General features: G+C 72.9%; 20 protein-coding genes, 1 pseudogene and 1 riboswitch. Of the genes and pseudogenes, 9 read left to right on the forward strand and 12 right to left on the reverse strand.

The genetic code is table 11. The features are described from left to right. Positions 1–27: 27 nt before the first annotated feature. Positions 28–705, reverse strand: a complete 678-nt coding sequence (locus tag OIE69_RS14205) for an AAA family ATPase (protein ID WP_392567505.1) — start codon at positions 703–705, stop codon at positions 28–30. Between the two features lie 173 nt (positions 706–878). Then, a riboswitch (glycine riboswitch) is annotated at positions 879–979 on the forward strand. Between the two features lie 179 nt (positions 980–1,158). On the opposite strand from OIE69_RS14205, the gene gcvT reads away from it, so the two are divergent. The 4 genes from gcvT to OIE69_RS14225 all read left to right on the forward strand — a co-directional run bounded on the left by gcvT (position 1,159) and on the right by OIE69_RS14225 (position 5,609). Next, positions 1,159–2,274: a glycine cleavage system aminomethyltransferase GcvT gene (gcvT, locus tag OIE69_RS14210; RefSeq protein ID WP_326572321.1), complete on the forward strand. Its 1,116-nt coding sequence runs from the start codon at positions 1,159–1,161 to the stop codon at positions 2,272–2,274. Positions 2,275–2,359: 85 nt separating this feature from the next. After that, the gene (gene gcvH / locus OIE69_RS14215; RefSeq protein WP_018563431.1) at positions 2,360–2,740 is read left to right on the forward strand and encodes a glycine cleavage system protein GcvH; all 381 of its coding nucleotides are present in this window, start codon (positions 2,360–2,362) and stop codon (positions 2,738–2,740) included. A 63-nt stretch (positions 2,741–2,803) separates the two neighbouring features. Beyond that, positions 2,804–4,075: a serine hydroxymethyltransferase gene (gene glyA, locus OIE69_RS14220; protein ID WP_326572322.1), complete on the forward strand. Its 1,272-nt coding sequence runs from the start codon at positions 2,804–2,806 to the stop codon at positions 4,073–4,075. Positions 4,076–4,229: 154 nt separating this feature from the next. Further along, on the forward strand, positions 4,230–5,609 hold the full coding sequence (locus OIE69_RS14225; protein WP_089225042.1) for an L-serine ammonia-lyase: 1,380 nt from the start codon (positions 4,230–4,232) through the stop codon (positions 5,607–5,609). 613 nt (positions 5,610–6,222) lie between these two features. Here OIE69_RS14225 and OIE69_RS14230 read toward each other — a convergent pair. Together OIE69_RS14230 and OIE69_RS14235 are read right to left on the reverse strand one after the other, a co-directional pair. Further along, the gene (locus OIE69_RS14230) at positions 6,223–7,008 is read right to left on the reverse strand and encodes a hypothetical protein (protein ID WP_326572323.1); all 786 of its coding nucleotides are present in this window, start codon (positions 7,006–7,008) and stop codon (positions 6,223–6,225) included. Between the two features lie 83 nt (positions 7,009–7,091). After that, on the reverse strand, positions 7,092–8,183 hold the full coding sequence (locus tag OIE69_RS14235) for an ABC transporter permease (RefSeq protein ID WP_326572324.1): 1,092 nt from the start codon (positions 8,181–8,183) through the stop codon (positions 7,092–7,094). 68 nt (positions 8,184–8,251) lie between these two features. On the opposite strand from OIE69_RS14235, the gene OIE69_RS14240 reads away from it, so the two are divergent. From OIE69_RS14240 to OIE69_RS14260, 5 genes and pseudogenes are all read left to right on the forward strand, one after another. Next, entirely contained in the window at positions 8,252–8,704 is a 453-nt protein-coding gene (locus OIE69_RS14240; RefSeq protein WP_326572325.1) for a MarR family winged helix-turn-helix transcriptional regulator, read from the forward strand. A gap of 125 nt (positions 8,705–8,829) precedes the next feature. Next, a pseudogene (locus OIE69_RS44755) lies at positions 8,830–9,321 on the forward strand (FMN-dependent NADH-azoreductase); the annotation flags it as partial. 184 nt (positions 9,322–9,505) lie between these two features. After that, positions 9,506–9,961: a hypothetical protein gene (locus tag OIE69_RS14250; protein ID WP_326572327.1), complete on the forward strand. Its 456-nt coding sequence runs from the start codon at positions 9,506–9,508 to the stop codon at positions 9,959–9,961. Positions 9,962–10,052: 91 nt separating this feature from the next. Continuing rightward, the gene (locus OIE69_RS14255) at positions 10,053–11,123 is read left to right on the forward strand and encodes a right-handed parallel beta-helix repeat-containing protein (protein ID WP_326572328.1); all 1,071 of its coding nucleotides are present in this window, start codon (positions 10,053–10,055) and stop codon (positions 11,121–11,123) included. Next, positions 11,120–12,196: a methyltransferase gene (locus OIE69_RS14260; RefSeq protein WP_089225051.1), complete on the forward strand. Its 1,077-nt coding sequence runs from the start codon at positions 11,120–11,122 to the stop codon at positions 12,194–12,196. Before OIE69_RS14255 ends, OIE69_RS14260 begins: the two co-directional genes overlap by 4 nt. Before the next feature lie 4 nt (positions 12,197–12,200). On the opposite strand, the gene OIE69_RS14265 is transcribed toward OIE69_RS14260, so the two are convergent. The 9 genes from OIE69_RS14265 to OIE69_RS14305 are packed head-to-tail and all read right to left on the reverse strand — an operon-like array spanning position 12,201 to position 19,911. After that, positions 12,201–13,547 carry an acetyl-CoA carboxylase biotin carboxylase subunit gene (locus OIE69_RS14265; protein ID WP_326572329.1) on the reverse strand — a complete coding sequence of 449 codons (1,347 nt, stop codon included), beginning with the start codon at positions 13,545–13,547 and terminating at the stop codon, positions 12,201–12,203. Positions 13,548–13,553: 6 nt separating this feature from the next. Next, on the reverse strand, positions 13,554–14,192 hold the full coding sequence (locus OIE69_RS14270; protein ID WP_326572330.1) for an acetyl-CoA carboxylase biotin carboxyl carrier protein: 639 nt from the start codon (positions 14,190–14,192) through the stop codon (positions 13,554–13,556). Continuing rightward, positions 14,189–15,919, reverse strand: coding sequence for an acetyl-CoA carboxylase, carboxyltransferase subunit beta (gene accD, locus OIE69_RS14275; RefSeq protein WP_326572331.1), 1,731 nt, complete (start codon positions 15,917–15,919; stop codon positions 14,189–14,191). The genes OIE69_RS14270 and accD overlap by 4 nt, the downstream gene beginning before the upstream one ends. After that, on the reverse strand, positions 15,912–16,244 hold the full coding sequence (locus OIE69_RS14280) for a TcmI family type II polyketide cyclase (RefSeq protein ID WP_326572332.1): 333 nt from the start codon (positions 16,242–16,244) through the stop codon (positions 15,912–15,914). Before OIE69_RS14280 ends, accD begins: the two co-directional genes overlap by 8 nt. Next, positions 16,241–16,702, reverse strand: a complete 462-nt coding sequence (locus OIE69_RS14285) for an SRPBCC family protein (protein WP_326572333.1) — start codon at positions 16,700–16,702, stop codon at positions 16,241–16,243. The genes OIE69_RS14280 and OIE69_RS14285 overlap by 4 nt, the downstream gene beginning before the upstream one ends. 3 nt (positions 16,703–16,705) lie before the next feature. Next, positions 16,706–16,963, reverse strand: coding sequence for an acyl carrier protein (locus OIE69_RS14290; protein WP_326572334.1), 258 nt, complete (start codon positions 16,961–16,963; stop codon positions 16,706–16,708). Between the two features lie 28 nt (positions 16,964–16,991). Then, on the reverse strand, positions 16,992–18,212 hold the full coding sequence (locus tag OIE69_RS14295) for a ketosynthase chain-length factor (protein WP_326572335.1): 1,221 nt from the start codon (positions 18,210–18,212) through the stop codon (positions 16,992–16,994). Further along, entirely contained in the window at positions 18,209–19,477 is a 1,269-nt protein-coding gene (locus OIE69_RS14300) for a beta-ketoacyl-[acyl-carrier-protein] synthase family protein (RefSeq protein WP_326572336.1), read from the reverse strand. Before OIE69_RS14300 ends, OIE69_RS14295 begins: the two co-directional genes overlap by 4 nt. Then, positions 19,474–19,911: a cupin domain-containing protein gene (locus OIE69_RS14305; RefSeq protein ID WP_089225060.1), complete on the reverse strand. Its 438-nt coding sequence runs from the start codon at positions 19,909–19,911 to the stop codon at positions 19,474–19,476. The genes OIE69_RS14300 and OIE69_RS14305 overlap by 4 nt, the downstream gene beginning before the upstream one ends. Positions 19,912–19,945 lie beyond the last annotated feature (34 nt).

The following is a 19,945-nucleotide window of genomic DNA, read 5'->3' on the forward strand; positions in this document are numbered from 1 at the left end:
GCCCCTCACGCGTCGCGGCCCGGCCGCTCAGCCGTCGAAGTCGATGGCCTCGAGCTCCCGGGCCGCTTCGCGGTCCAGCAGCACCACCGAGACGCACACCCCGGGGAGCCGGCCGGCCTCCGCCTCGGCGAGCAGCCGGCGGGAGGCGTTGCGGTGCCGGGCCATGGCGTACGCCGACACCCCCCTGCCGCGTTCGCGCTGACCGTCCAGAGCGGTCCGCACGGGGACGTCCAGCAGCACCAGGTGCATGCCCCGCCCCCGGCGCCGCGCCTGACGGGCGACCCAGGCACGCACCCAGCGCAGGGTGCCGCAGTCGTGCACGACGACGCTGTCGCCCGAGCGCAACGCCCGCCACAGCCCGGCGTAGTGCGCGATCCGCACCAGGGGGCGGTAGAGGGCGTACGGCAGAAGCCGCGGCAGCCGCGCCTGCCAGCGCTCCCTCACGTCCTGCGAGTCGATCAGGCGGGCACCGCCCTTCGCGCGCCGCATGAGGGTGCTCTTGCCGCCGCCCGGAAGACCGGAGACGACCAGGACGTCACCCGGCGGGTAGCGCAGGGTGCGTACGGGCCGGCGCCCCCGCCGCAGATCGAGCAGCCGGCGCGGCCGCACGGCGCGCCCCCCACGGCGCGCCTCCCCGGCCCGCGCCGGTACCGGCCGGGACACGGCCGGGCCCCCGGCCGTCGCATACGCACTCTGCCACCGCACAGTTCGCCCTCCGGGTCCGACGTTCAAGAAATGGTAAATCCTGTGTCTTTGCCTACCCAGAGAAACGGCGGCGTTACAACCGGATCGGAACCGGACCGGGACATCCGGGACTCGATCGCGACAACGGCGGGCGCCCGTGCAATGATGGCGCCCTCAATCACATATCGGCCGTTCGAGGCCGCGCGGGAGAGCTTCCGCACCGCTGCGGCGGGCGGGACGCCGAAGGAGCAAGTCCTCCCTTGAATCTCTCAGGCACAGATACCGCGCGTTCGAGGCACATCTGAAAAGCGGGCGAGCCCTCCCGGCAACGGGGGCGCCGCCCCACCCAAGGTGCAAACCAGGACTCCTCCGACCGGAGGGTCCAGGTGAACCTCTCAGGTTCCGATGACAGATGGGGAGGACCTGCCCCGTCATCGCCCTACCTGTCTCTTCCTCGCCTTGGGAGCCCGCCCGATGAGTGAATCCCGCCGTACCGCACTGGACGCGCTGCACCGCGCCCTCGGCGCCACCATGACCGACTTCGCGGGCTGGGACATGCCGCTGCGGTACGCCAGCGAGCGCGACGAGCACACCGCCGTGCGGACCCGGGCCGGTCTCTTCGACCTGTCCCACATGGGCGAGATCACGGTCACCGGTCCGGGCGCGGGCGAGGCGCTGGACCACGCGCTGGTCGGCCACATCTCGGCGCTGGCCGTGGGCCGTGCCCGCTACACGATGATCTGCGCGCCCGACGGCGGCATCCTCGACGACCTGATCGTCTACCGCCTCGGCGACGAGGAGTACATGGTCGTCGCCAACGCCTCCAACGCCCAGGTCGTCCTCGACGCGGTCACCGAACGCGCCGCCGGCTTCGACGCCGCGGTCCGCGACGACCGCGACGCCTACGCGCTGATCGCCGTCCAGGGCCCGAACTCCCCCGCCATCCTGAAGTCGGTCACCGACGCCGACCTGGACGGGCTGAAGTACTACGCGGGCCTGCCCGGCACCGTGGCCGGGGTCCCCGCGCTGATCGCCCGCACGGGCTACACCGGCGAGGACGGCTTCGAGCTCTTCGTCGCCCCGGCCGACGCGGAGAAGCTGTGGCAGGCGCTGACCGAGGCGGGCGCGGACGCCGGCCTGGTGCCGTGCGGCCTGTCCTGCCGGGACACGCTGCGTCTGGAGGCGGGCATGCCGCTGTACGGGCACGAGCTGACCACCGCGCTCACCCCCTTCGACGCCGGCCTCGGCCGGGTCGTGAAGTTCGACAAGCCGGGTGACTTCGTGGGCCGCGAGGCGCTGACCGCGGCCGCCGCCAAGGCCGAGGCCACGCCGCCGCGCAAGCTGGTCGGCCTGGTCGCCGAGGGCCGCCGGGTCCCCCGGGCGGGCTACCCCGTGGTGGCGGGCGGCGGCGAGGTGGTCGGCGAGGTCACCTCCGGCGCCCCGTCCCCGACCCTGGGCAAGCCGATCGCCATGGCGTACGTGGACGCCGCGCACGCCGCGCCGGGCGCCCTTGGTGTGGGCGTGGACATCCGCGGTACGCATGAGCCGTACGAGGTGGTGGCCCTGCCGTTCTACAAGCGGCAGCGCTGAGGTCCCGGTCACATCCGGCACAGCCGTCCCACCTGTCAAGACAGCCGTTCACCGGCACATACCTGCATCCAGGAGAATTCACGCCATGAGCAACCCCCAGCAGCTGCGGTACAGCAAGGAGCACGAGTGGGTCTCGGCCGCCGACGCGGACGGTGTGTCCTCGGTGGGCATCACCGAGCACGCGGCGAACGCCCTCGGCGACGTCGTCTACGTCCAGCTCCCGGCGGTGGGCGACACGGTCGCCGCGGGTGAGACCTGCGGTGAGCTGGAGTCGACCAAGTCGGTCAGCGACCTGTACGCCCCTGTCTCCGGCGAGGTCACCGAGGTCAACGAGGACGTCGTCAACGACCCTTCGCTGGTGAACTCGGCGGCCTTCGAGGGCGGCTGGCTGTTCAAGGTGAAGATCTCCGAGGAGCCGGGCGACCTGCTCTCCGCGGACGAGTACACCGCCTTCACCGGCAGCTGACCGCCCGAGCCCTCCCCAACGCTCCGCCCTGTCCACTCCGACCTCCGGACGGATGACCCCCTGATGTCGCTTCTCAACAGCTCACTGCACGAGCTCGACCCCGACGTCGCCGCCGCCGTCGACGCCGAACTGCACCGCCAGCAGTCCACCCTTGAGATGATCGCCTCGGAGAACTTCGCTCCGGTCGCGGTGCTCCAGGCCCAGGGCTCGGTGCTGACCAACAAGTACGCCGAGGGTTACCCCGGCCGCCGCTACTACGGCGGTTGCGAGCACGTCGACGTCGTCGAACAGCTCGCGATCGACCGGATCAAGGCGCTCTTCGGCGCCGAGCACGCCAACGTCCAGCCGCACTCGGGCGCGCAGGCCAACGCGGCCGCGATGTTCGCGCTGCTGAACCCCGGCGACACGATCCTGGGTCTGAACCTCGCCCACGGCGGGCACCTGACCCACGGCATGAAGATCAACTTCTCCGGCAAGCTCTACAACGTGGCCGCCTACCACGTGGACGCCGAGACCGGGCAGGTCGACATGGCCGAGGTCGAGCGCCTGGCCAAGGAGTCCCGCCCGAAGCTGATCATCGCCGGCTGGTCGGCGTACCCGCGGCAGCTGGACTTCGCGGCCTTCCGGCGGATCGCCGACGAGGTCGGCGCGTACCTGATGGTCGACATGGCGCACTTCGCCGGTCTGGTGGCGGCGGGGCTGCACCCCTCCCCCGTGCCGTACGCGGACGTCGTCACCACGACCACGCACAAGACGCTGGGCGGCCCGCGCGGCGGCGTCATCCTGTGCAAGGCGGAACTCGCCAAGAAGATCAACTCGGCGGTCTTCCCCGGCCAGCAGGGCGGCCCGCTGGAGCACGTCATCGCGGCGAAGGCGGTCGCCTTCAAGGTGGCGGCGAGCGAGGAGTTCAAGGACCGCCAGGTCCGCACCCTGGAGGGCGCGAAGATCCTCGCCGAGCGGCTGACGCAGGACGACGTCACCGCGGCCGGGGTCTCGGTGCTGTCCGGCGGCACCGACGTCCACCTGGTCCTGGTGGACCTGCGCGACAGCGAGCTCGACGGGCAGCAGGCCGAGGACCGGCTGCACGAGATCGGGATCACGGTCAACCGCAACGCGGTCCCGAACGACCCGCGCCCGCCGATGGTCACCTCCGGTCTGCGCATCGGCACCCCGGCACTGGCCACCCGCGGCTTCGGCACCGAGGACTTCCGCGAGGTCGCCGACGTCATCGCCGAGGCCCTCAAGCCGGGCTTCGACGCGGAGACCGCCAAGGCGCTCGGCGCCCGGGTCAGCGCCCTGGCCGGCAAGCACCCGCTGTACCCAGGCCTGAAGTAGCGAGCGTCACCCGGTGTGCGGGGCCGTCCGCGAGGGCGGTCCCGCACACTGGAGCAAGTGCGGCGCACCCACGCCGCCCACGTACCACTCCGGCGGCGAACCCGCCGGCCGCCCGCGGACAACGGGGTCCGCGAATCCGAGGAGTCATCGCACCGTGGCCATCTCCGTCTTCGACCTCTTCTCGATCGGCATAGGCCCCTCCAGCTCCCACACGGTGGGCCCGATGCGCGCCGCGCGGATGTTCGCCCAGCGGCTGAAGAACGACGACCTGCTGGCGGGTGTCGCCTCCGTACGCGCCGAACTGTTCGGCTCGCTCGGCGCGACCGGCCACGGTCACGGCACCCCCAAGGCGGTGCTGCTGGGCCTGGAGGGGCACTCCCCCCGCACCGTCGACGTCGACACCGCCGACGAGCGGGTCGAGCACATCCGCAGCAGCGGCCGCATCAGCCTGCTCGGCGCCCACGACATCCCGTTCTCCGCCGACGACCTGGTCCTGCACCGGCGCCGCTCGCTGCCGTACCACGCCAACGGCATGACGCTCTTCGCGTACGACGAGACCGGCGCGCCCGTGCTGGAGAAGACCTACTACTCGGTGGGCGGCGGCTTCGTCGTCGACGAGGACGCGGTCGGCGAGGACCGCATCAAGCTCGACGACACCGTGCTGAAGTACCCCTTCCGCACCGGCGACGAACTGCTCCGGCTCACCCGGGAGACCGGGCTGTCCATCTCCGGCCTGATGCTGGAGAACGAGAAGGCCTGGCGCACCGAGGCGGAGATCCGCACGGGCCTGCTGGAGATCTGGCGCGTCATGCAGGACTGCGTGCGGGCCGGGCTGACCCGCGAGGGCATCCTCCCGGGCGGCCTCAAGGTCCGCCGCCGCGCCTCGGCCACCGCCCGCCAGCTGCGCGCCGAGGGCAACCTGGCGGCGCACGCCATGGAGTGGGTCACCCTGTACGCCATGGCCGTCAACGAGGAGAACGCCGCGGGCGGCCGCGTCGTCACCGCCCCCACCAACGGCGCCGCCGGCATCATCCCGGCCGTCCTGCACTACTACGTGAACTTCGTGGCCGGGCAGTCGTCGGAGGCCGAGCGGGAGGACGGCGTCGTCCGCTTCCTGCTCGCGGCCGGCGCGATCGGCATGCTCTTCAAGGAGAACGCCTCCATCTCCGGCGCCGAGGTCGGCTGCCAGGGCGAGGTCGGCTCCGCCTGTTCCATGGCGGCGGGCGGCCTCGCCGAGGTCCTCGGCGGGGGCCCGGAGAAGGTCGAGAACGCCGCGGAGATCGGTATGGAGCACAACCTCGGCCTCACCTGCGACCCCGTCGGCGGGCTCGTCCAGATCCCCTGCATCGAGCGCAACGGGATGGCCGCGGTCAAGGCCGTCACCGCCGCGCGCATGGCGATGCGCGGGGACGGACGGCACCACGTCTCCCTCGACAAGGTCATCAAGACCATGAAGGAGACCGGGGCCGACATGAAGGTCAAGTACAAGGAGACGGCGCGGGGCGGGCTCGCGGTCAACGTCATCGAGTGCTGACGCCAAGGGACCCCGCCCGCCCGGATCCCCCCGGAGCGGCCGGGGTCCTGCCGCGCTCGGCGGCACCCACCCCGCGAACCCCGCGATCGGCTCGAGACGTACCCGCCCGTTCCGCGACCGGCCCTCGCCCGGGCGGAACCGACGAGTCGGCGCCCTGAGCCCGGCCACGGAGGGGTCAGTCGACCTCTGGCCGCACCCTGCCGGTGTCCGTGACCTCGTACACGACACGTCGGGCTGCATGGCGGCCGGAGGTGGGCACGATGAGGGCGTACCGCGTGGTCTCGGGTATCGGAGGTATCGGTCATCCTCCTCAGTGGCTGCCCGTAGGCGATGCCGGCGTCGCGCCCGGCTCCTTGGTGCGGCCCTTCGCCTCTCCCGCGATCCGCCGACCGTCTCGCACGGCCTCGGCAGCACGGCCGTCCGCCCTCGGGAGATCAGCCGCCGACGAAATGCGGCCACCACGCGGTCCTCGTCGGTCATCGGGCGGTGCTCCACCGTGGCGAGGAGCCTGCGCGGCACGGCGAGGTCGGCCTCGCGGACCCGGCGCAACCGCCCCCTCGCGTCGGCCGCCAGGTCCGCATGATGCCGGGCGCCACCGGACCGGGACTCCGCGTCAGCGGTACGTGAGCACCGCCCACACGGCTGTCGCCGCGACCGCGAGGGCGTAGCAGGCGGTGGCGGTGCGGAGGACGCGCGTCGTCGCCGGGGCGGTCAGACGGGTGCGGGACAGGAGCAGGGCGAGGGCGGGCAGGACGAGGACGGCGTGCAGGCTCACGCCGTGCAGGGGCTTGAGGGGGGCCGTGGAGGCGTAGGCGGCGGTCTGGTGGCCGGTGCGGGTGAGGTAGACGCCGCGGGCGATCATGGCGGCGCCGGAGAGCAGGGCGACGAGCAGGATCGCGAAACCGGCGCGCAGGGCGAGGGGCATGCCGGCGGGGCCGGTGGGCCGGCGCCGGAAGGACACAAAAGCGAAGGCCGACAGGACGGCGACGAGGACGCCGCCGCCGGCCGCGAGGGTCATGGAGACCGCGGTGTCGAAGCCGGTCTCCATGTCGAGGTGCGACGGCACGCGCCGCCACGCCTGCAGGGTGATGCCGGCGACCTCGACGGCGCAGTCGGCGGCGAACACGACCAGCAGCAGGGTGCGCAGGCGCGCGCCGATGTCCAGGTACGAGGTGACCCAGGCGACCGCGACGAGGGTCAGGCCGAAGGAGAGCCCGAAGGTCGCGGGCTTGCGCCAGGACACCGGGCCGTCCCAGGGGCCGCCGTCCACCGCGAGGACGGCGAGGTGGAACAGGCCCGAGAGGATCAGCACGGCGCCGGTCGCGTGGCACACGCGGTCTGCCGTGCGGGGGCCGTCGAGGGTTCGTCCCGGGGCCGCGGGGGTGGTGGTCGTCGCCATGGCCCCAGCCTGCCGGGGGCGGCGCGGCCGGTCGTCGTCCGTGGGGAGGCCGGCCGGCTGCGCCCCCGGGAGCAGCCCTCCCGTCAGCGGGTGGCCGCGTGCACGATCCCCGAGGTCGCCGCGATGCGGTCGAGCAGGAACATGGTGCCCACGCACGCCGCGATCCAGCAGCAGAGGATGACGATCCCGCGGGTCAGGCCGTCGTGGTGGAAGTAGGAGAGTCCGTCCATGGCGCGGACGCCGACCCCGGCCGGCATCACGGAGGCCAGCGGCTGCAGCCAGCTCGGCAGGAAGGACGGCGGGAGGACGCCGCCGCTGGTGGCGTTGCCGATGATGAGCATGAAGATGGAGCCCAGGGGCACACCCGCCGGGCCGAAGACCCGGATGAGCGCGACCGTGGCGGCGGCGACGGCGCCGGCCATGAGCGTGACGACGCCGAAGATCCCGATGAAGGGACCGGGTATCGCGCCGAAGGCCGTGCAGGCGATCAGCGTGGTGGCCAGGCCGCCGAGGACGGCGAAGAGGGCGAGGCTCAGGACGCGCTGGCCGAAGGAGAGCCGTGGCGCGACCTGGTAGGTGAGCTGACCGAAGAGGAAGCCGGCCAGGATCAGCCCGAAGGAGGCGTAGAAGACCGACAGCCCCCTGCTGTCGCCGGACGAGAGCGGCAGGATGTCCACCACGGGGATCTTGTGGGCCTCGCCGTGCGGGACCGAGGCCAGGGGGGTGACCAGTGCGGACACCGCGGGGCCGTTCGCGCCGGCGTAGACGACCTTGGACTTGTCGCCGTCGGAGAGGTAGGCCGCGTAGGCCTGGCGGTGCTCCACGGCGTCCCGGGCCGACGCCGCGTCGGGGTAGCGGTCGACCTGGAAGGCCTCGGGCGCGATGCGCTGGAGGCGGACGTCGAACAGGGCCGCCGAGTGGTCCGAGGCGACGACCGCCACCGGCAGCCGGTGCGCCGTGGGCGTGTGGAAGGCGGCGAGGAAGACACTCACGAAGGCGAGCCCGACGACGAGCACCGAGATCACCGGGGTGATCACGGCCTTCGGGCCGGTCAGTCCCGGCCGGGCGGGCGGTGCGTCGGTCTGCGGCCCCGGGACGTGCCGGTGCCGGTGGCGGTGGTGCGACGGAGGTTCGTCCGCAGGGGGATGCGCATCAGTGATGATCACGGTGTCCACCGGGGAGGATCCCTCCTGTGATGTAAGTTGACTTATATAAGTTAACAGATAAAAGGAAGGTGTCCGACATGCCCGTGAGCGACCCCAGCGAGCACATCGGCTATCTGATCTGGCAGCTCTCACAGGCGTACGCGATCCGCATCGAGCAGGCGCTGCGCCCGCTGCGACTGACCCAGACGCAGTTCAGCGGCCTGATGCGGCTCACCGTGAACGGAGCGATGTCGGGCGCGGAACTGGCGCGCCGGTGCGGGGTCACGGCGCAGTCCATGGGCACCGCCGTCCAGGGGCTGACCGAGCGCGGACTGGTCGAGCGGCGGGCCCATCCGACGCACGGCCGGATCATCGAGATCAGCGTCACCCCGCAGGGCGAGGACCTGGCGGTCCGCGCCGAGCGGGCCATCACCCCCGCCGAGGAGGAGGCCCTCTCCCCCTTCGACCCTCAGGAACAGGGACGTGTCCGGGCCGACCTGCAGCGGATGCTGGCGACCCTCAACCCGCACGCCCTGCCTGCCCCAGAGTGATTGAACTCTCTCTAGTTTACATTTCAACAAAATCTCCCCTATCGCGGCAGGACGACCGACCGCCGATCGCGCTCCGCCCAACCCGGGATATGGATTGCGCGATCCAGCATCTTTCGGGGAACCCCATGGCTCACCTGCTGCACATCGACTCCAGCGCCCGCACCGAGGGCTCCGCGAGCCGCCGGCTGTCCGCCGCGTACGTCGACGCCTGGAAGGACAACGACCCGCACGGCACCGTCACCTACCGCGACCTCGCCCTCGACACCCCGGCGTTCGTCTCGCCCGAGTGGATCACCGGGGTCTTCGGCCCGGCCGAGGCCGCCGACGCCGGCACCGAGGCCGCGGTGGCCGCCTCCGAGCGGCTGATCCGCGAGATGGAGGAGGCCGACGTCCTGGTGCTGGGCGTGCCGATGTACAACTTCGGCGTGCCCGCCGCCTTCAAGGCGTGGATCGACCAGGTGATGATGGCGGGCCGCACCTTCGCCTTCGGCGAGGACGGCCCGGAGGGCCTGCTGAAGGGCAAGAAGGCGGTCGTACTGCGGGCGTCCGGCAGCGACTTCGACGACCCGGCCCTGGCGCCCATGGACTTCCACGCCCCCTATGTCCGCGGCGTCCTCGGCTGGATGGGCATCACCGACGTGGAGATCATCGCCGTCAACGGGTACACCCCCGAGCAGCTGGACTCCTCGGTGCGCGGGGCGGGCACCGCGAGGTCTCGCACCGGTCGGCACACCCGCCCCCGGTCCGGGGCCGCTTCCCCAACTGACCAGGCTCGGCGCGGTCGGCCGGGGCCAGGTGCTGGTGAACCTCGCGCGGATCGGCGGCGTCCTCAGCGTGCTCGGGGATCCGGCCGTCGCGCGGGACGCGGTGCTCGCCCTGGTGGACGGGGTGTTGGAGGCGGCGCCCGCGGCCCGCACCGTGCTGGTCGCCGTGGGACCCGGTGCCGGCGACCTGCCCGGGCCCCCCGCCGTGCTCCGCGTCCGGACCGTCCGTCAGATCCCCGCGCTGCGCGGGGCGGGCACTCCGCAGGCAACGGCGGGGCTGGTCGTGCTGCTGCACCGGCCGGACGCCGAGGAGGCCCGCCTGCTGGCGGCGCTGGCGGGCCCGAAGGGCGGCGGCTGGACGGTCCTGACGGTCGGCCATGTCCCGGGCGCCCATTGGCTCTGGTACGCGGCGGCCGACGGAACGGTGGACGCGGGGGTGCTCGGTCACCGGGTGGTGGTGCCCGTGCGGTCCTCCGCGCGCCGCCGCCTCTGATGCCCCGGCAGAGTGGCGATCCGCCAGAACCACTCATAGCGTCAGATTTCGGGTGACTCGGGACGTCGCCCGGAAAGCAGGTACGGCAGTCATGACACTTCGTCGGCCCCACGCGGCCGCCGTGGCCGCGGTCGTCAGTGTGCTGGGGCTGTGCGCCATTCCCGGGGCCGAGGCGGCGTCGCCGGGCGCGCTCGTCGTCCGGCCCGGGGAGTCCGTCCAGGCCGCGGTGGACCGGGCCCGGCCGGGCGACGTCATCAAGATCCTCCCCGGGACCTACCCGGGCAGCGTCAACGTGACCAAGCCCCGGCTCACGCTGGTCGGCCACGGCGCGGACACCGTCCTCACCCCGGACGCGCGGCCCGACGGGAACGCCTGCGCCCAGGCGGGCCACGGGCTGTGCGTCACCGGAACGGAGCAGAGCGGCCTGGACGGCGTCCGGCTGCTGTCGCTGTCGGTCTCCGGCTTCCGCAAGAACGGCGTCGACGCCTCCTGGACCGACGGTCTGGAGGTCGGTGACGTGACCGCCGAGCACAACGGGCACCAGGGCATCGGTGTCCAGCACTCGGTGCGCACGCTCCTGCGCGACAACGTCTCCCGGCAGAACGGCGAGTCGGGGATCTTCCTGGCCAACACCGCCGACGCGGAGGGCGGCGCGCTGGACACCCGGCGCACCCGCGTCAGCGGCAACGAGCTGACGGGCAACCGGATCGGGGTCGTGCTGCGCCGGGTGCGCAACCTGGGGGTCGTCGACAACCAGATCACCGCCAACTGCGGCGGCGTCTTCGTCGTCGGCGACGAGGGCGTCCCGCGGGCCGGGGGCCTGACCGTCTCCGACAACCTCGTGGCGGCGAACAACAAGTACTGCCCGCCCAACGCCCGGCTCCCCTTCATCCAGGGTGCCGGGATCGTGCTGACGGGGGCAGAGCGGACCCTGGTGGTCCGCAACCGGGTCGTGGACAACCACGGCACCTCACCGATGTCCGGCGGGATCGTGCTCTTCCGCAGCGTGGTGGGCGCCCCCGACACCGGCAACACCGTCCGGGGCAACACGACCCTGGGCAACAGCCCGGCCGATCTGGCCGACCGTGACCGGGGCACCGCGAATGTCCTCCGTGACAACACGTGCCGCGTCTCCGAACCGAAGGGGTTGTGCGAGGAATGACCTTGACAGAAACCACCAGCGCGGACGGCACCGCGAACGCGGCGCGCGCCGAGGCCGCCACTCCGCCGGCGATGCGGCTGCGCGAGCTCGTCTTCGGCGCCGCCTGTGCCGCCGCCGTACGGGCCGCGGTCAGGCTCGGCGTGCCGGACGCGCTCGGCAAGGACCCGTCGCCCGTCGACGAGCTCGCGGCCATGGTCGGCACCGCGCCGCGCCAGCTGCGCCGGCTGCTGCTCGCCCTGGCCTCGTACGGGGTCTTCGAGGAGCAGGCGGACGGCCGCTTCGCCCACACCGAGATGTCGCGGATGCTCCGCAAGGACAGCCCGAACACCCTGCACTACATCGCGCTGTGGTGCACCGAGCCGTGGACGTGGGAGGTCTGGCCGCGGCTGGACGAGGCGGTGCGCGGCGGCCGCAACATCTTCCCGGAGGTCTTCGGAAAGGAGTTCTTCGAGTACCTCCACGACGACGCCCGCGAGAGCGCCCGGGTCTTCGACCGCGCCATGACCGCCTCCAGCCGGCAGTCCGCCGAGGACATCGCCGCGCTGCTCGACCTGTCCGGCGTCGGCTCGGTCGCCGACATCGGCGGCGGCCAGGGACACGTGCTGGCCGCGCTGCTGGAGAAGCACCCCGAGCTGCAGGGCACGCTGCTGGACCTGCCGAAGGTCGTGGCCGGCGCCGACCCACGGCTGCGCGAGGGCGGTCCGCTCGCCGCTCGGGCCCGGCTGGTGCCCGGGGACTGCCGGGTGGACATCCCGGTGGCCGCCGACCTGTACATCATCAAGAACATCCTGGAGTGGGACGACGACAGCACGCGGCGCACGCTGCGCAACGTCGTCGCGGCGGGCGGCGCCGGCACCAAGGTGATCGTCATCGAGAACCTCGTCGACGACACGCCGTCCATGCGCTTCACCACCGCCATGGACCTGCTCCTGCTGCTGAACGTCGGCGGCCAGAAGCACACGCGGGACAGCATGGTGAAGCTGATGACGGAGGCCGGGCTGCAGGTGGGCGAGGTGAGCCCGGTCAACGCCTACCTGCACGCCCTGCACAGCACGGTCGGCGGGGCCCGGTGACCGGCTAGCCGGTCATCTCCCCCACCAGACCGGTGGTGTGCCGGCCCGCCCGGAACTCCGGGCGGGCCAGCACCTTCCGCAGGAAGCCGGCCGTGGTGCACACGCCCTCGCCGCGCACCCGCAGTTCCTCCAGGACGCGGTCCATCCGGGCCAGCGCCCGCTCCCGGTCCGGGGCCCAGACGACGGCCTTGGCGAGCAGGGAGTCGTAGTCGGGCCCGATCCGCCAGCCGGGGAAGGCGTGGGTGTCCACCCGTACGAAGGGGCCGCCGGGGGCCTCGAACTCGGTGAGCAGGCCCGGGGTCGGGGCGAAGTCGCGCGAGGGGTCCTCGGCGTTGACGCGGCACTCCACGGCGACCCCGCGGTGCACGACGTCCTCCTGGCGCAGGGTCAGCGGATGCCCGGCGGCGACCAGGATCTGCTCCCGGACCAGGTCGATCCCGGTGACCATCTCGGTGACCGGGTGCTCCACCTGGAGGCGGCAGTTGACCTCCATCAGGTGAAAGTCGCGCTCGGGGGTGAGCACGAACTCGAAGGTGCCCACGCCCGTGTAGCCGACGGCCCGGGCCCCGCGGACGGCCGCGTCGCACATGGCCGACCTCAGCCGGGCCGGCAGGTCCGGGGCGGGGGTCTCCTCGACCAGCTTCTGGTGGTGCCGCTGCACCGAGCAGTCGCGCTCGCCGAGGTGGACGACGGCGCCGTGCCGGTCGCAGAGCACCTGCACCTCCACATGGCGGGCCCGCTCGACGTACCGCTCCAGGTAGAGCCGGTCGTCACCGAAGACGGAGCGGGCGTGCGCCGCGGTGCGCCGGTAGGTGTCGAGCAGCCGGTCCGGGTCGGTGACCACGGCCATGCCGCGTCCCCCGCCGCCCGCGACGGCCTTGAGGATCACCGGGTAACCGGTCCGCTGCGCCGCCTCCTTCGCGTCGGCGGCCCCGGCCAGCGGGCCCGTGCTGCCGGGCAGCACGGGCAGTCCTGCCTCGGCCATCAGCGCGCGGCAGGCGGCCTTGTCGCCCAGCCGGGAGAGCACGTCCGGGGAGGGCCCGATGAAGGTGAGGCCGTTGGCCTCGCACACCTCGGCGAAGTCGGGGTCCTCCGACAGGAAGCCGTAACCGGGGTGGACGGCCTGCGCGCCGGTGCGGCGGGCGGCCTCGATGACGGCGGGGATGTTGAGGTAGCTCGCCCTCGCCGGGGGCGGTCCGATGTGCACGGCCTCGTCGGCGAAGCGGACGACGGCCGAGTCGCGGTCTGCGGTGGAGTACACCGCGACGGTCCGGATGCCGAGTTCACGGCAGGCGCGCGCGACCCGCAGCGCGATCTCGCCACGGTTGGCGACCAGGACGGTGGAGAACACGGGCCCTCACTCCCCCACCGGTATCGGCTCCAGTGCGATCAGCTGCTGCTGGAACTCGACGGGCTGCCCGTCCGGCACGACGACCTCCACGACCCGGCCGGCCACGTCCGCCTCGACGATGCTCATCATCTTCATGACCTCCAGGACGCCCACGGGCTGGCCGGGGCGGACGAGGTCGCCGACGGAGACGCAGGGGCGCTCGCCCGGCTCGGGGGCATGGTAGAAGGTGCCCACCGTGGGGGCGCAGACGTAGTGAAGCGACGTGGAATCGTGCGCTCCGTGCGCCTCTTGCGCCTCCGGTGCGCCCTGGCTCCGTCCCCCGGCGGCGGACGCCGGAGCAGGTGCGGAGGCCGCCGCGGGAGCAGTCGCGGGTGCCGCCTCCGGTGCGGGTGCGGAGGCGGGCCCGGTGGTGCCCGCCGGGTACTGTGCCCGCGGTTCCGGCCATTCGATCTCGACCGCCGTCTGCCCGTGCCGCAGCCTGATCCGCCGCGGCGGGGTGGGCATGGAGCGGGCCAGCTCGGTGGCGCTGCGGCAGACCGCCTCCAGCGCCGGGAGCCCGGCCGGCGCACCGCCGGGGGACGTTCCGTTGAGGGCCTTGCCCGCGCCCGGGGGGCGGGCCGTCCTGTCGTCGCCGTGGAGTGTCACGGTGCTGCCTCCTCCTCCAGTCGGCCGAAACGGTGGAACCGGTCGCGGCGCTCGGCCAGCAGCCGGTCGGCGGCCCAGGGACGCAGTTCGTCCAGGGCGGCCGAGAGCGCGCCGCCGACGAGGGCGGCCGCGTGGGCGTGGTCCCCGTGGGCACCGTCGGGCGGTTCGGGGATCACGCCGTCGACGATGCCCAGCCGGAGCAGATCGCGGGCGTGCAGCCGCAGGGCGGCGGCCGCGGCGGGGGCGGCGCCGGGGTCCTTCCACAAGATCGCGGCGCAGCCCTCGGGGCTGATCACGGAGTAGATGCCGTTGGCGCTGACCAGGACCCGGTCGGCGACGGCGAAGGCCAGTGCCCCGCCGCTGCCGCCCTCGCCGGTGATCACGGCGACGACCGGTACGGGCAGCCGGGCCATCAGCCGCAGGTTCTCCGCGATGGCGAGGGCCTGGCCGCCGCTCTCCGCCTCCGGACCCGGGTTGGCACCCGGGGTGTCGATGAGGGTCACCACCGGCATGCCCAGCTTGGCGGCGGTCCGCATCAGGCGGGCGGCCTTCCGGTAGCCGGCCGGGGTGGCCATGCCGAAGTGCCGCCGCCGGCGCTCCTCCAGCCCGGGGCCGCCCTTGTGATGGCCGATCAGCATGACGGGGCTGCCGTGCAGCAGGCCCGGCCCGCCGATGACGGCCGGGCAGTCGGCGGCCAGCCGGTCGCCGTGCAACTCGTGGAAGTCCTGGAGCAGATGGGCTGCGTAGTCGGCGGCCGTGGGCCGCATCGGGTGCCGGGCCAGGCGCACCGCCTCCCAGGCGTCCCGCTCCGGCAGCTCGTCCGCCGTGCGGACGACGTGTACGGCGGGCCCGCGCGGCACGGTCGCCGGCCGGGGCCGCTCGGCGGGGCGGTGCCCACCCGGCCGCGTGGGCCCCTCCCCGGAGCGCAGCCGCAGCAGCCGGGCCAGCGTCGGACGGAGCGCGGCACGCGGGACGACGTCGTCGATGAGGCCGCGCGAGAGGAGGAACTCCGCGGTCTGGAAGCCCTCGGGCAGCCGCTGGCCGGTGGTCTGCTCGATGACGCGCGGTCCGGCGAAGCCCAGGCGGGCGCCGGGTTCGGCGATGATGACATCGGCGAGGGTGGCGTAGGAGGCGGCGACGCCGCCGTAGGTGGGGTCGGTGACCAGGGACACCACGAGGACGCCCGCCTCGTCGAGTTCGGCGAGCGCCTGGGCGGTCCTGGCCATCTGCATCAGCGACAGGGCGCCCTCCTGCATACGGGCGCCGCCGGAGGCGGTCACCAGCAGCAGGGGGACGCGCCGCCGCAGACTGGTCCGGGCGGCCCGGGTGATCTGCGTACCGACCTCCAGACCGAGGCTGCCGCCGAGGAAGCGGAAGTCCATCGCGGCGACCACGGCCGGCTGCCCCTCGACGGTGCCGCGCACACAGACGACGGCCTCGTCCATCCCGGTCTCCGCCCGGGCCTCGCGCAGCCGCTCGGCGTACGGGCGGGTGTCGGTGAAACCCAGCGGGTCCTGCTCCGCCGGCCGCTCGCCGCGCTCCGCGGCGAGCGGCCTGCAGGAGCCGGCGTCCAGCAGCTGGTCGAGCCGCTGCCGGGCGGTGAGCCGGCCGTGCGCGCCGCACTCGGGGCAGACGCGCAGCGTACGGGTGTAGCGCTTGCCGTAGACGAGCGCGGCACAGCGCTCGCAGCGCACCCAGTCCGGCTCGGCGGTGGCCTTGTCAGCCACTGCGCTCCCAGCGGTAGAACTCCCGGGCCATGGCGTCCTTGGGCTCGCGCCAGGTCTCGGGGTCGTACGCGGAGATGAAGGACGACAGCTGCTCGCTGATGTCCCGGAACGCCGGGTGGTCCTTGTACCTGCCGACCTCCGGGCCGGGCGGCCGGTCGGCCTCGACCAGGTGCAGGTACACGTCGCCGAACTGGAACAGGCTGCGCCCGGTGACCCCGATCAGACCGGGCAGTTCGCCCTTGTCCGACTCGGCGAAGACCTGCGCCACCTGCTCCTCGACTCCGGGCTTCATCCTGGCCACGATCAGGCTGCGGTAGCTGTTCATGCCGCGCCGCCGCCGTGGCGCTGCATGATCCGCTCGCGGATCAGCTCCAGCTGGATCTTGGAGTTTTCGTTGATCCGGTCGGTCATCGCCTCGTCGTCGAGGGGGGCGCCGGGCTTCATGGCGAAGTCCTGGGTCCAGCGCATCCGGGTGCCGCCGGGGACCTCCTCGTACTGCCAGTGGATGTCCATGTACTGGAACGGGCCGGTCTCGACCCGGTGCGCGCGCACCGTGCGGGTGGCACGGTCGGCGGTCCGCTCGGACACCCAGCTCCAGACCTGGCCGTGCTCGTCGGGGTGCATGGTGAGCCGGAAGACGACCCGGTCGCCCTCGCGTTCGACGATGTCCACGGAGGCGTACTCGCTGAACAGGTCCGGCCAGCCCTCCACGTCGTTGGTGACGTCCCAGACGACGTCCATGGGGGCGGGGATGGTGATCTCGTTCTCGGTGTGGCCGGGCATGGGTCAGACTCCTGCCTTGAGTGAGGTGTTGATGACGTCCATGAAGGCGCCGGGGGTCTTGCACGAGTCGGCGTCGCCGGCGATCGGGATGCCCCGGTCGTTCTCCAGGGCGCCGACGATGCCGAGCAGGCCGAGCGAGTCCAGGCCGTACTCGGCGAAGGGTGTCTCCGGGTGGCCGCTCAGCAGGGCCACGTCGACGGTGATGCCGGCATTGGACTTCATCAGGGCGGCGAGTTCGCCGTAGGTCAGTTCCTTGCTCATGGAAGAGCTCTCCTTCACTGAGCCTGCGCTACGCCCGGACGACCAGGGCCGAGTTGGAACCCATCAGGCCGCGGCTGAGCACCAGCGCGGTCCGCAGTTCCGCCGGCCGGGGCCGGCCGGTGACCAGGTCGAGGTCGTGGCAGGTGTCGGTGACGTTGGGGGTGGGGGGCACGACTGCGTGCCGCAGGGCGAACACGGCGGCGGCCACATCGAGCACCGGGGCGCCGCAGTAGGCGCGTCCGGTGCCGGTCTTGGGGGCGGTCACGGGGATCTTCGCGGCGCGCTTGCCGAACACGTCGGCCAGTGCCCCCGCCTCGGCGCGGTCCGCCTCCGGGGTGCCGAGCGCGTCCGCGAAGACGACATCGATGTCCCCGGGTGCGCAGCCGGCCTCCGCGAGGGCGTCGCGGATGGCGCGGCCCAGTCCCTCACGGGACTCCGCCCAGCGCGAGGCCCCGGTGAAGGTGGCGCCGTGCCCCGCGATGACGGCCTGCACCTCGGCCCCGCGGCCGGCGGCGTGCCGGGGGTCCTCGACCACGAGCATCGCGCCGCCCTCGGCGGGGGCGAAGCCACGGGCGTGCCGGGTGAAGGGCAGATAGGCCCGTTCGGGGTCCTCCTCCAGGCTGAGTTCTTCGTATCCGAGCTGGCAGACACCCGAGTACGGCGCCAGCGGCGCCTCGGCGGCGCCGACGACGACGGCCCGGGTGCCGGTGCCGCGGGTGATGTTGCGGCACGCGTGGGCGATGGCGTCGAGACCGCCGGCCTCGTCGCTGGCGACCACGCCGCAGGGGCCCTTGAAGCCGCCGCGGATCGAGATCTGTCCGGTGCTGGCGGCGTAGAACCACGCGATGGACTGGTACGGGCCGACGAAGCGCGGTCCCTTGCCCCACAGGTGCTGCAGTTCGCGCTGGCCGAACTCGCCGCCGCCGGAGCAGGCCGCGGTCACCACTCCGATGTCGAAGGGGGCCTCCTCGTCGAAACGCAGTCCCGAGTCGGCGATTGCCTGGTCGGCGGCCGCCATCGCGAAGTGGGTGAACCGGTCGGTCTGCACCGTGTAGCGGCCCTCGACGACCGCTGACACGTCAAAGCCGCGGACCTCTCCCGCGACGCGAAGCGGCAGGCCCTGGCAGCCCTCGCGGGTGACCGCATCGAGGACGGCGACGCCTTCCCTGGTCGCCTTCCAGAAGGCGTCGGCTCCGATGCCGTTCGGTGCGACGACGCCGATGCCGGTGACCACCGCTTGCGTGTTCATCGCTGGCTCCCCTCCGGTCGGTTGAGGACCACCGCGGACTGGAAGCCGCCGAACCCGCTGCCGACGGACAGCACGGTGCGCAGCTTCAGCTCACGGGCGGTGCGCGGGACGTAGTCCAGGTCGCACTCGGGGTCCGGGGTCTCGTAGTTGGCGGTGGGCGGCACCACGCCGTGGGCGAGGGCCAGGGTGCAGGCGGCGAGTTCGATGGCGCCGATCGCACCCAGCGAGTGGCCGACCATGGACTTGATGGAGCTCATGGGCGTGGAGTAGGCATGTGCGCCCAGCGAGCGCTTGACCGCCGCGGTCTCGTGGCGGTCGTTCTGCTTGGTGCCCGAGCCGTGCGCGTTGACGTAGTCGACGCCGCCCGGGTCGATCCTGGCGTGGTCCAGGGCCTGGTCGATGGCCTCGGACATCTCCAGGCCGTCGGTGGTGAGCCCGGTCATGTGGTAGGCGTTGCCGTACGTGGCGTAGCCACCGATCTCGCAGTAGATCCGGGCCCCGCGCGCCTTGGCGTGCTCCAGTTCCTCCAGGATGAGCACGGCGCCGCCCTCACCCATCACGAAGCCGTCGCGGCGGGCGTCGAAGGGCCGGGATGCGTGGGCCGGGTCGTCGTTGTTGGGGGAGGTGGCCTTGATGGCGTCGAAACAGGCCACCGTGATGGGTGAGATCGGGGAGTCGGACGCACCGGCGATGACGATGTCGGCGCGCCCTTCCTCGATCGTCTGGAACGCGTAGCCCACGGCGTCGAGGCCGGAGGTGCAGCCCGTGGAGACGGTCTGCACGGGGCCGCGGGCGCCGTGCCGTTCGGCTATTTCCGAGGCCAGCGCGCTGGGCGCGAACGCCCGGTGCAGATGCGCACCCGCCTGGCGGTGGTCGACGTCCCAGCGGGCGCCGCGTTCGCTGACGCGTATGTAGTCGTGTTCCAGCCGGGTGGTGCCTCCGACAGCGGTGCCGAGGGAGACCCCGACCCGCCAGGGGTCCTCCTCGTCCAGTTCCAGCCCGGCGTCGTGGACCGCCTCGGCGGCCGCGACGAGCGCGAACTGGACGTACCGGTCGGCGCGTTCCACGTCCCGCGGGGTCAGCCCGCAGGCCGCCGGGTCGAAGTCGACCTCGGCGGCGATGCGGGACCGGAAGCCCGTCGGGTCGAAGAGCGTGATCCCGCGGGTCGCCGTCCGGCCGGCGGTGAGCAGTTCCCAGAAAGCGGGGACCCCGACACCGCCGGGGGCGACGACACCGGCCCCGGTGACCGCCACCCGGCGGGTCATGACGCCGCGTCCTCGGTCTGCTCGGTGACCTCGGTGTCGACGTGGCCCAGCTCCGGGCGCGGAGCGAGCGGACCGAGGTGGAAGACGAGCCGGGCCTCGGTGTCGCCCACGTTGCGGAAGCGGTGGCGGACGTACGGCGGGATCATCAGGCCCTGCTCCGGGCGGAGCACGTGGGGCTCGCCGTCGAGGTCCACCTCCAGCGCACCGCAGACCACGTACACGAACTCCTCGGAGTACGGGTGGTAGTGCTCGCCGATCCGGTCACCGGGGTCCACGAGCGCCACGCCCATGAAGCCGCTGGTGGCGCCGCACGCGGTCGGGGTGAGCATCGCCCGCAGGTCGCCGCCGCGGCGGCGGTTGTGCGGGGTGTCCCCCAGATTCACGATGGTCGGCGTGAACGGAACGTTCCGTTCGTTGGTCAGAAGATCATCCATGCTTGCCTCCTCCGGCGGGGGCCGGCCCGGGGCG

It is taken from the genome of Actinacidiphila glaucinigra, assembly GCF_035918135.1.
Lineage (GTDB): Bacteria > Actinomycetota > Actinomycetes > Streptomycetales > Streptomycetaceae > Actinacidiphila > Actinacidiphila glaucinigra.

Coding starts and splice junctions, on each gene's coding strand:
- gcvT (WP_326572321.1), top strand. CDS start 1,159: ATGAGTGAATCCCGCCGTACCGCACTGGACGCGCTGCACCGCGCCCTC.
- gcvH (WP_018563431.1), top strand. CDS start 2,360: ATGAGCAACCCCCAGCAGCTGCGGTACAGCAAGGAGCACGAGTGGGTC.
- glyA (WP_326572322.1), top strand. CDS start 2,804: ATGTCGCTTCTCAACAGCTCACTGCACGAGCTCGACCCCGACGTCGCC.
- OIE69_RS14230 (WP_326572323.1), bottom strand. CDS start 7,008: ATGGCGACGACCACCACCCCCGCGGCCCCGGGACGAACCCTCGACGGC.
- OIE69_RS14240 (WP_326572325.1), top strand. CDS start 8,252: ATGCCCGTGAGCGACCCCAGCGAGCACATCGGCTATCTGATCTGGCAG.
- OIE69_RS14255 (WP_326572328.1), top strand. CDS start 10,053: ATGACACTTCGTCGGCCCCACGCGGCCGCCGTGGCCGCGGTCGTCAGT.
- OIE69_RS14260 (WP_089225051.1), top strand. CDS start 11,120: ATGACCTTGACAGAAACCACCAGCGCGGACGGCACCGCGAACGCGGCG.
- OIE69_RS14280 (WP_326572332.1), bottom strand. CDS start 16,244: ATGAACAGCTACCGCAGCCTGATCGTGGCCAGGATGAAGCCCGGAGTC.
- OIE69_RS14285 (WP_326572333.1), bottom strand. CDS start 16,702: ATGCCCGGCCACACCGAGAACGAGATCACCATCCCCGCCCCCATGGAC.
- OIE69_RS14290 (WP_326572334.1), bottom strand. CDS start 16,963: ATGAGCAAGGAACTGACCTACGGCGAACTCGCCGCCCTGATGAAGTCC.
- OIE69_RS14295 (WP_326572335.1), bottom strand. CDS start 18,212: ATGAACACGCAAGCGGTGGTCACCGGCATCGGCGTCGTCGCACCGAAC.
- OIE69_RS14300 (WP_326572336.1), bottom strand. CDS start 19,477: ATGACCCGCCGGGTGGCGGTCACCGGGGCCGGTGTCGTCGCCCCCGGC.
- OIE69_RS14305 (WP_089225060.1), bottom strand. CDS start 19,911: ATGGATGATCTTCTGACCAACGAACGGAACGTTCCGTTCACGCCGACC.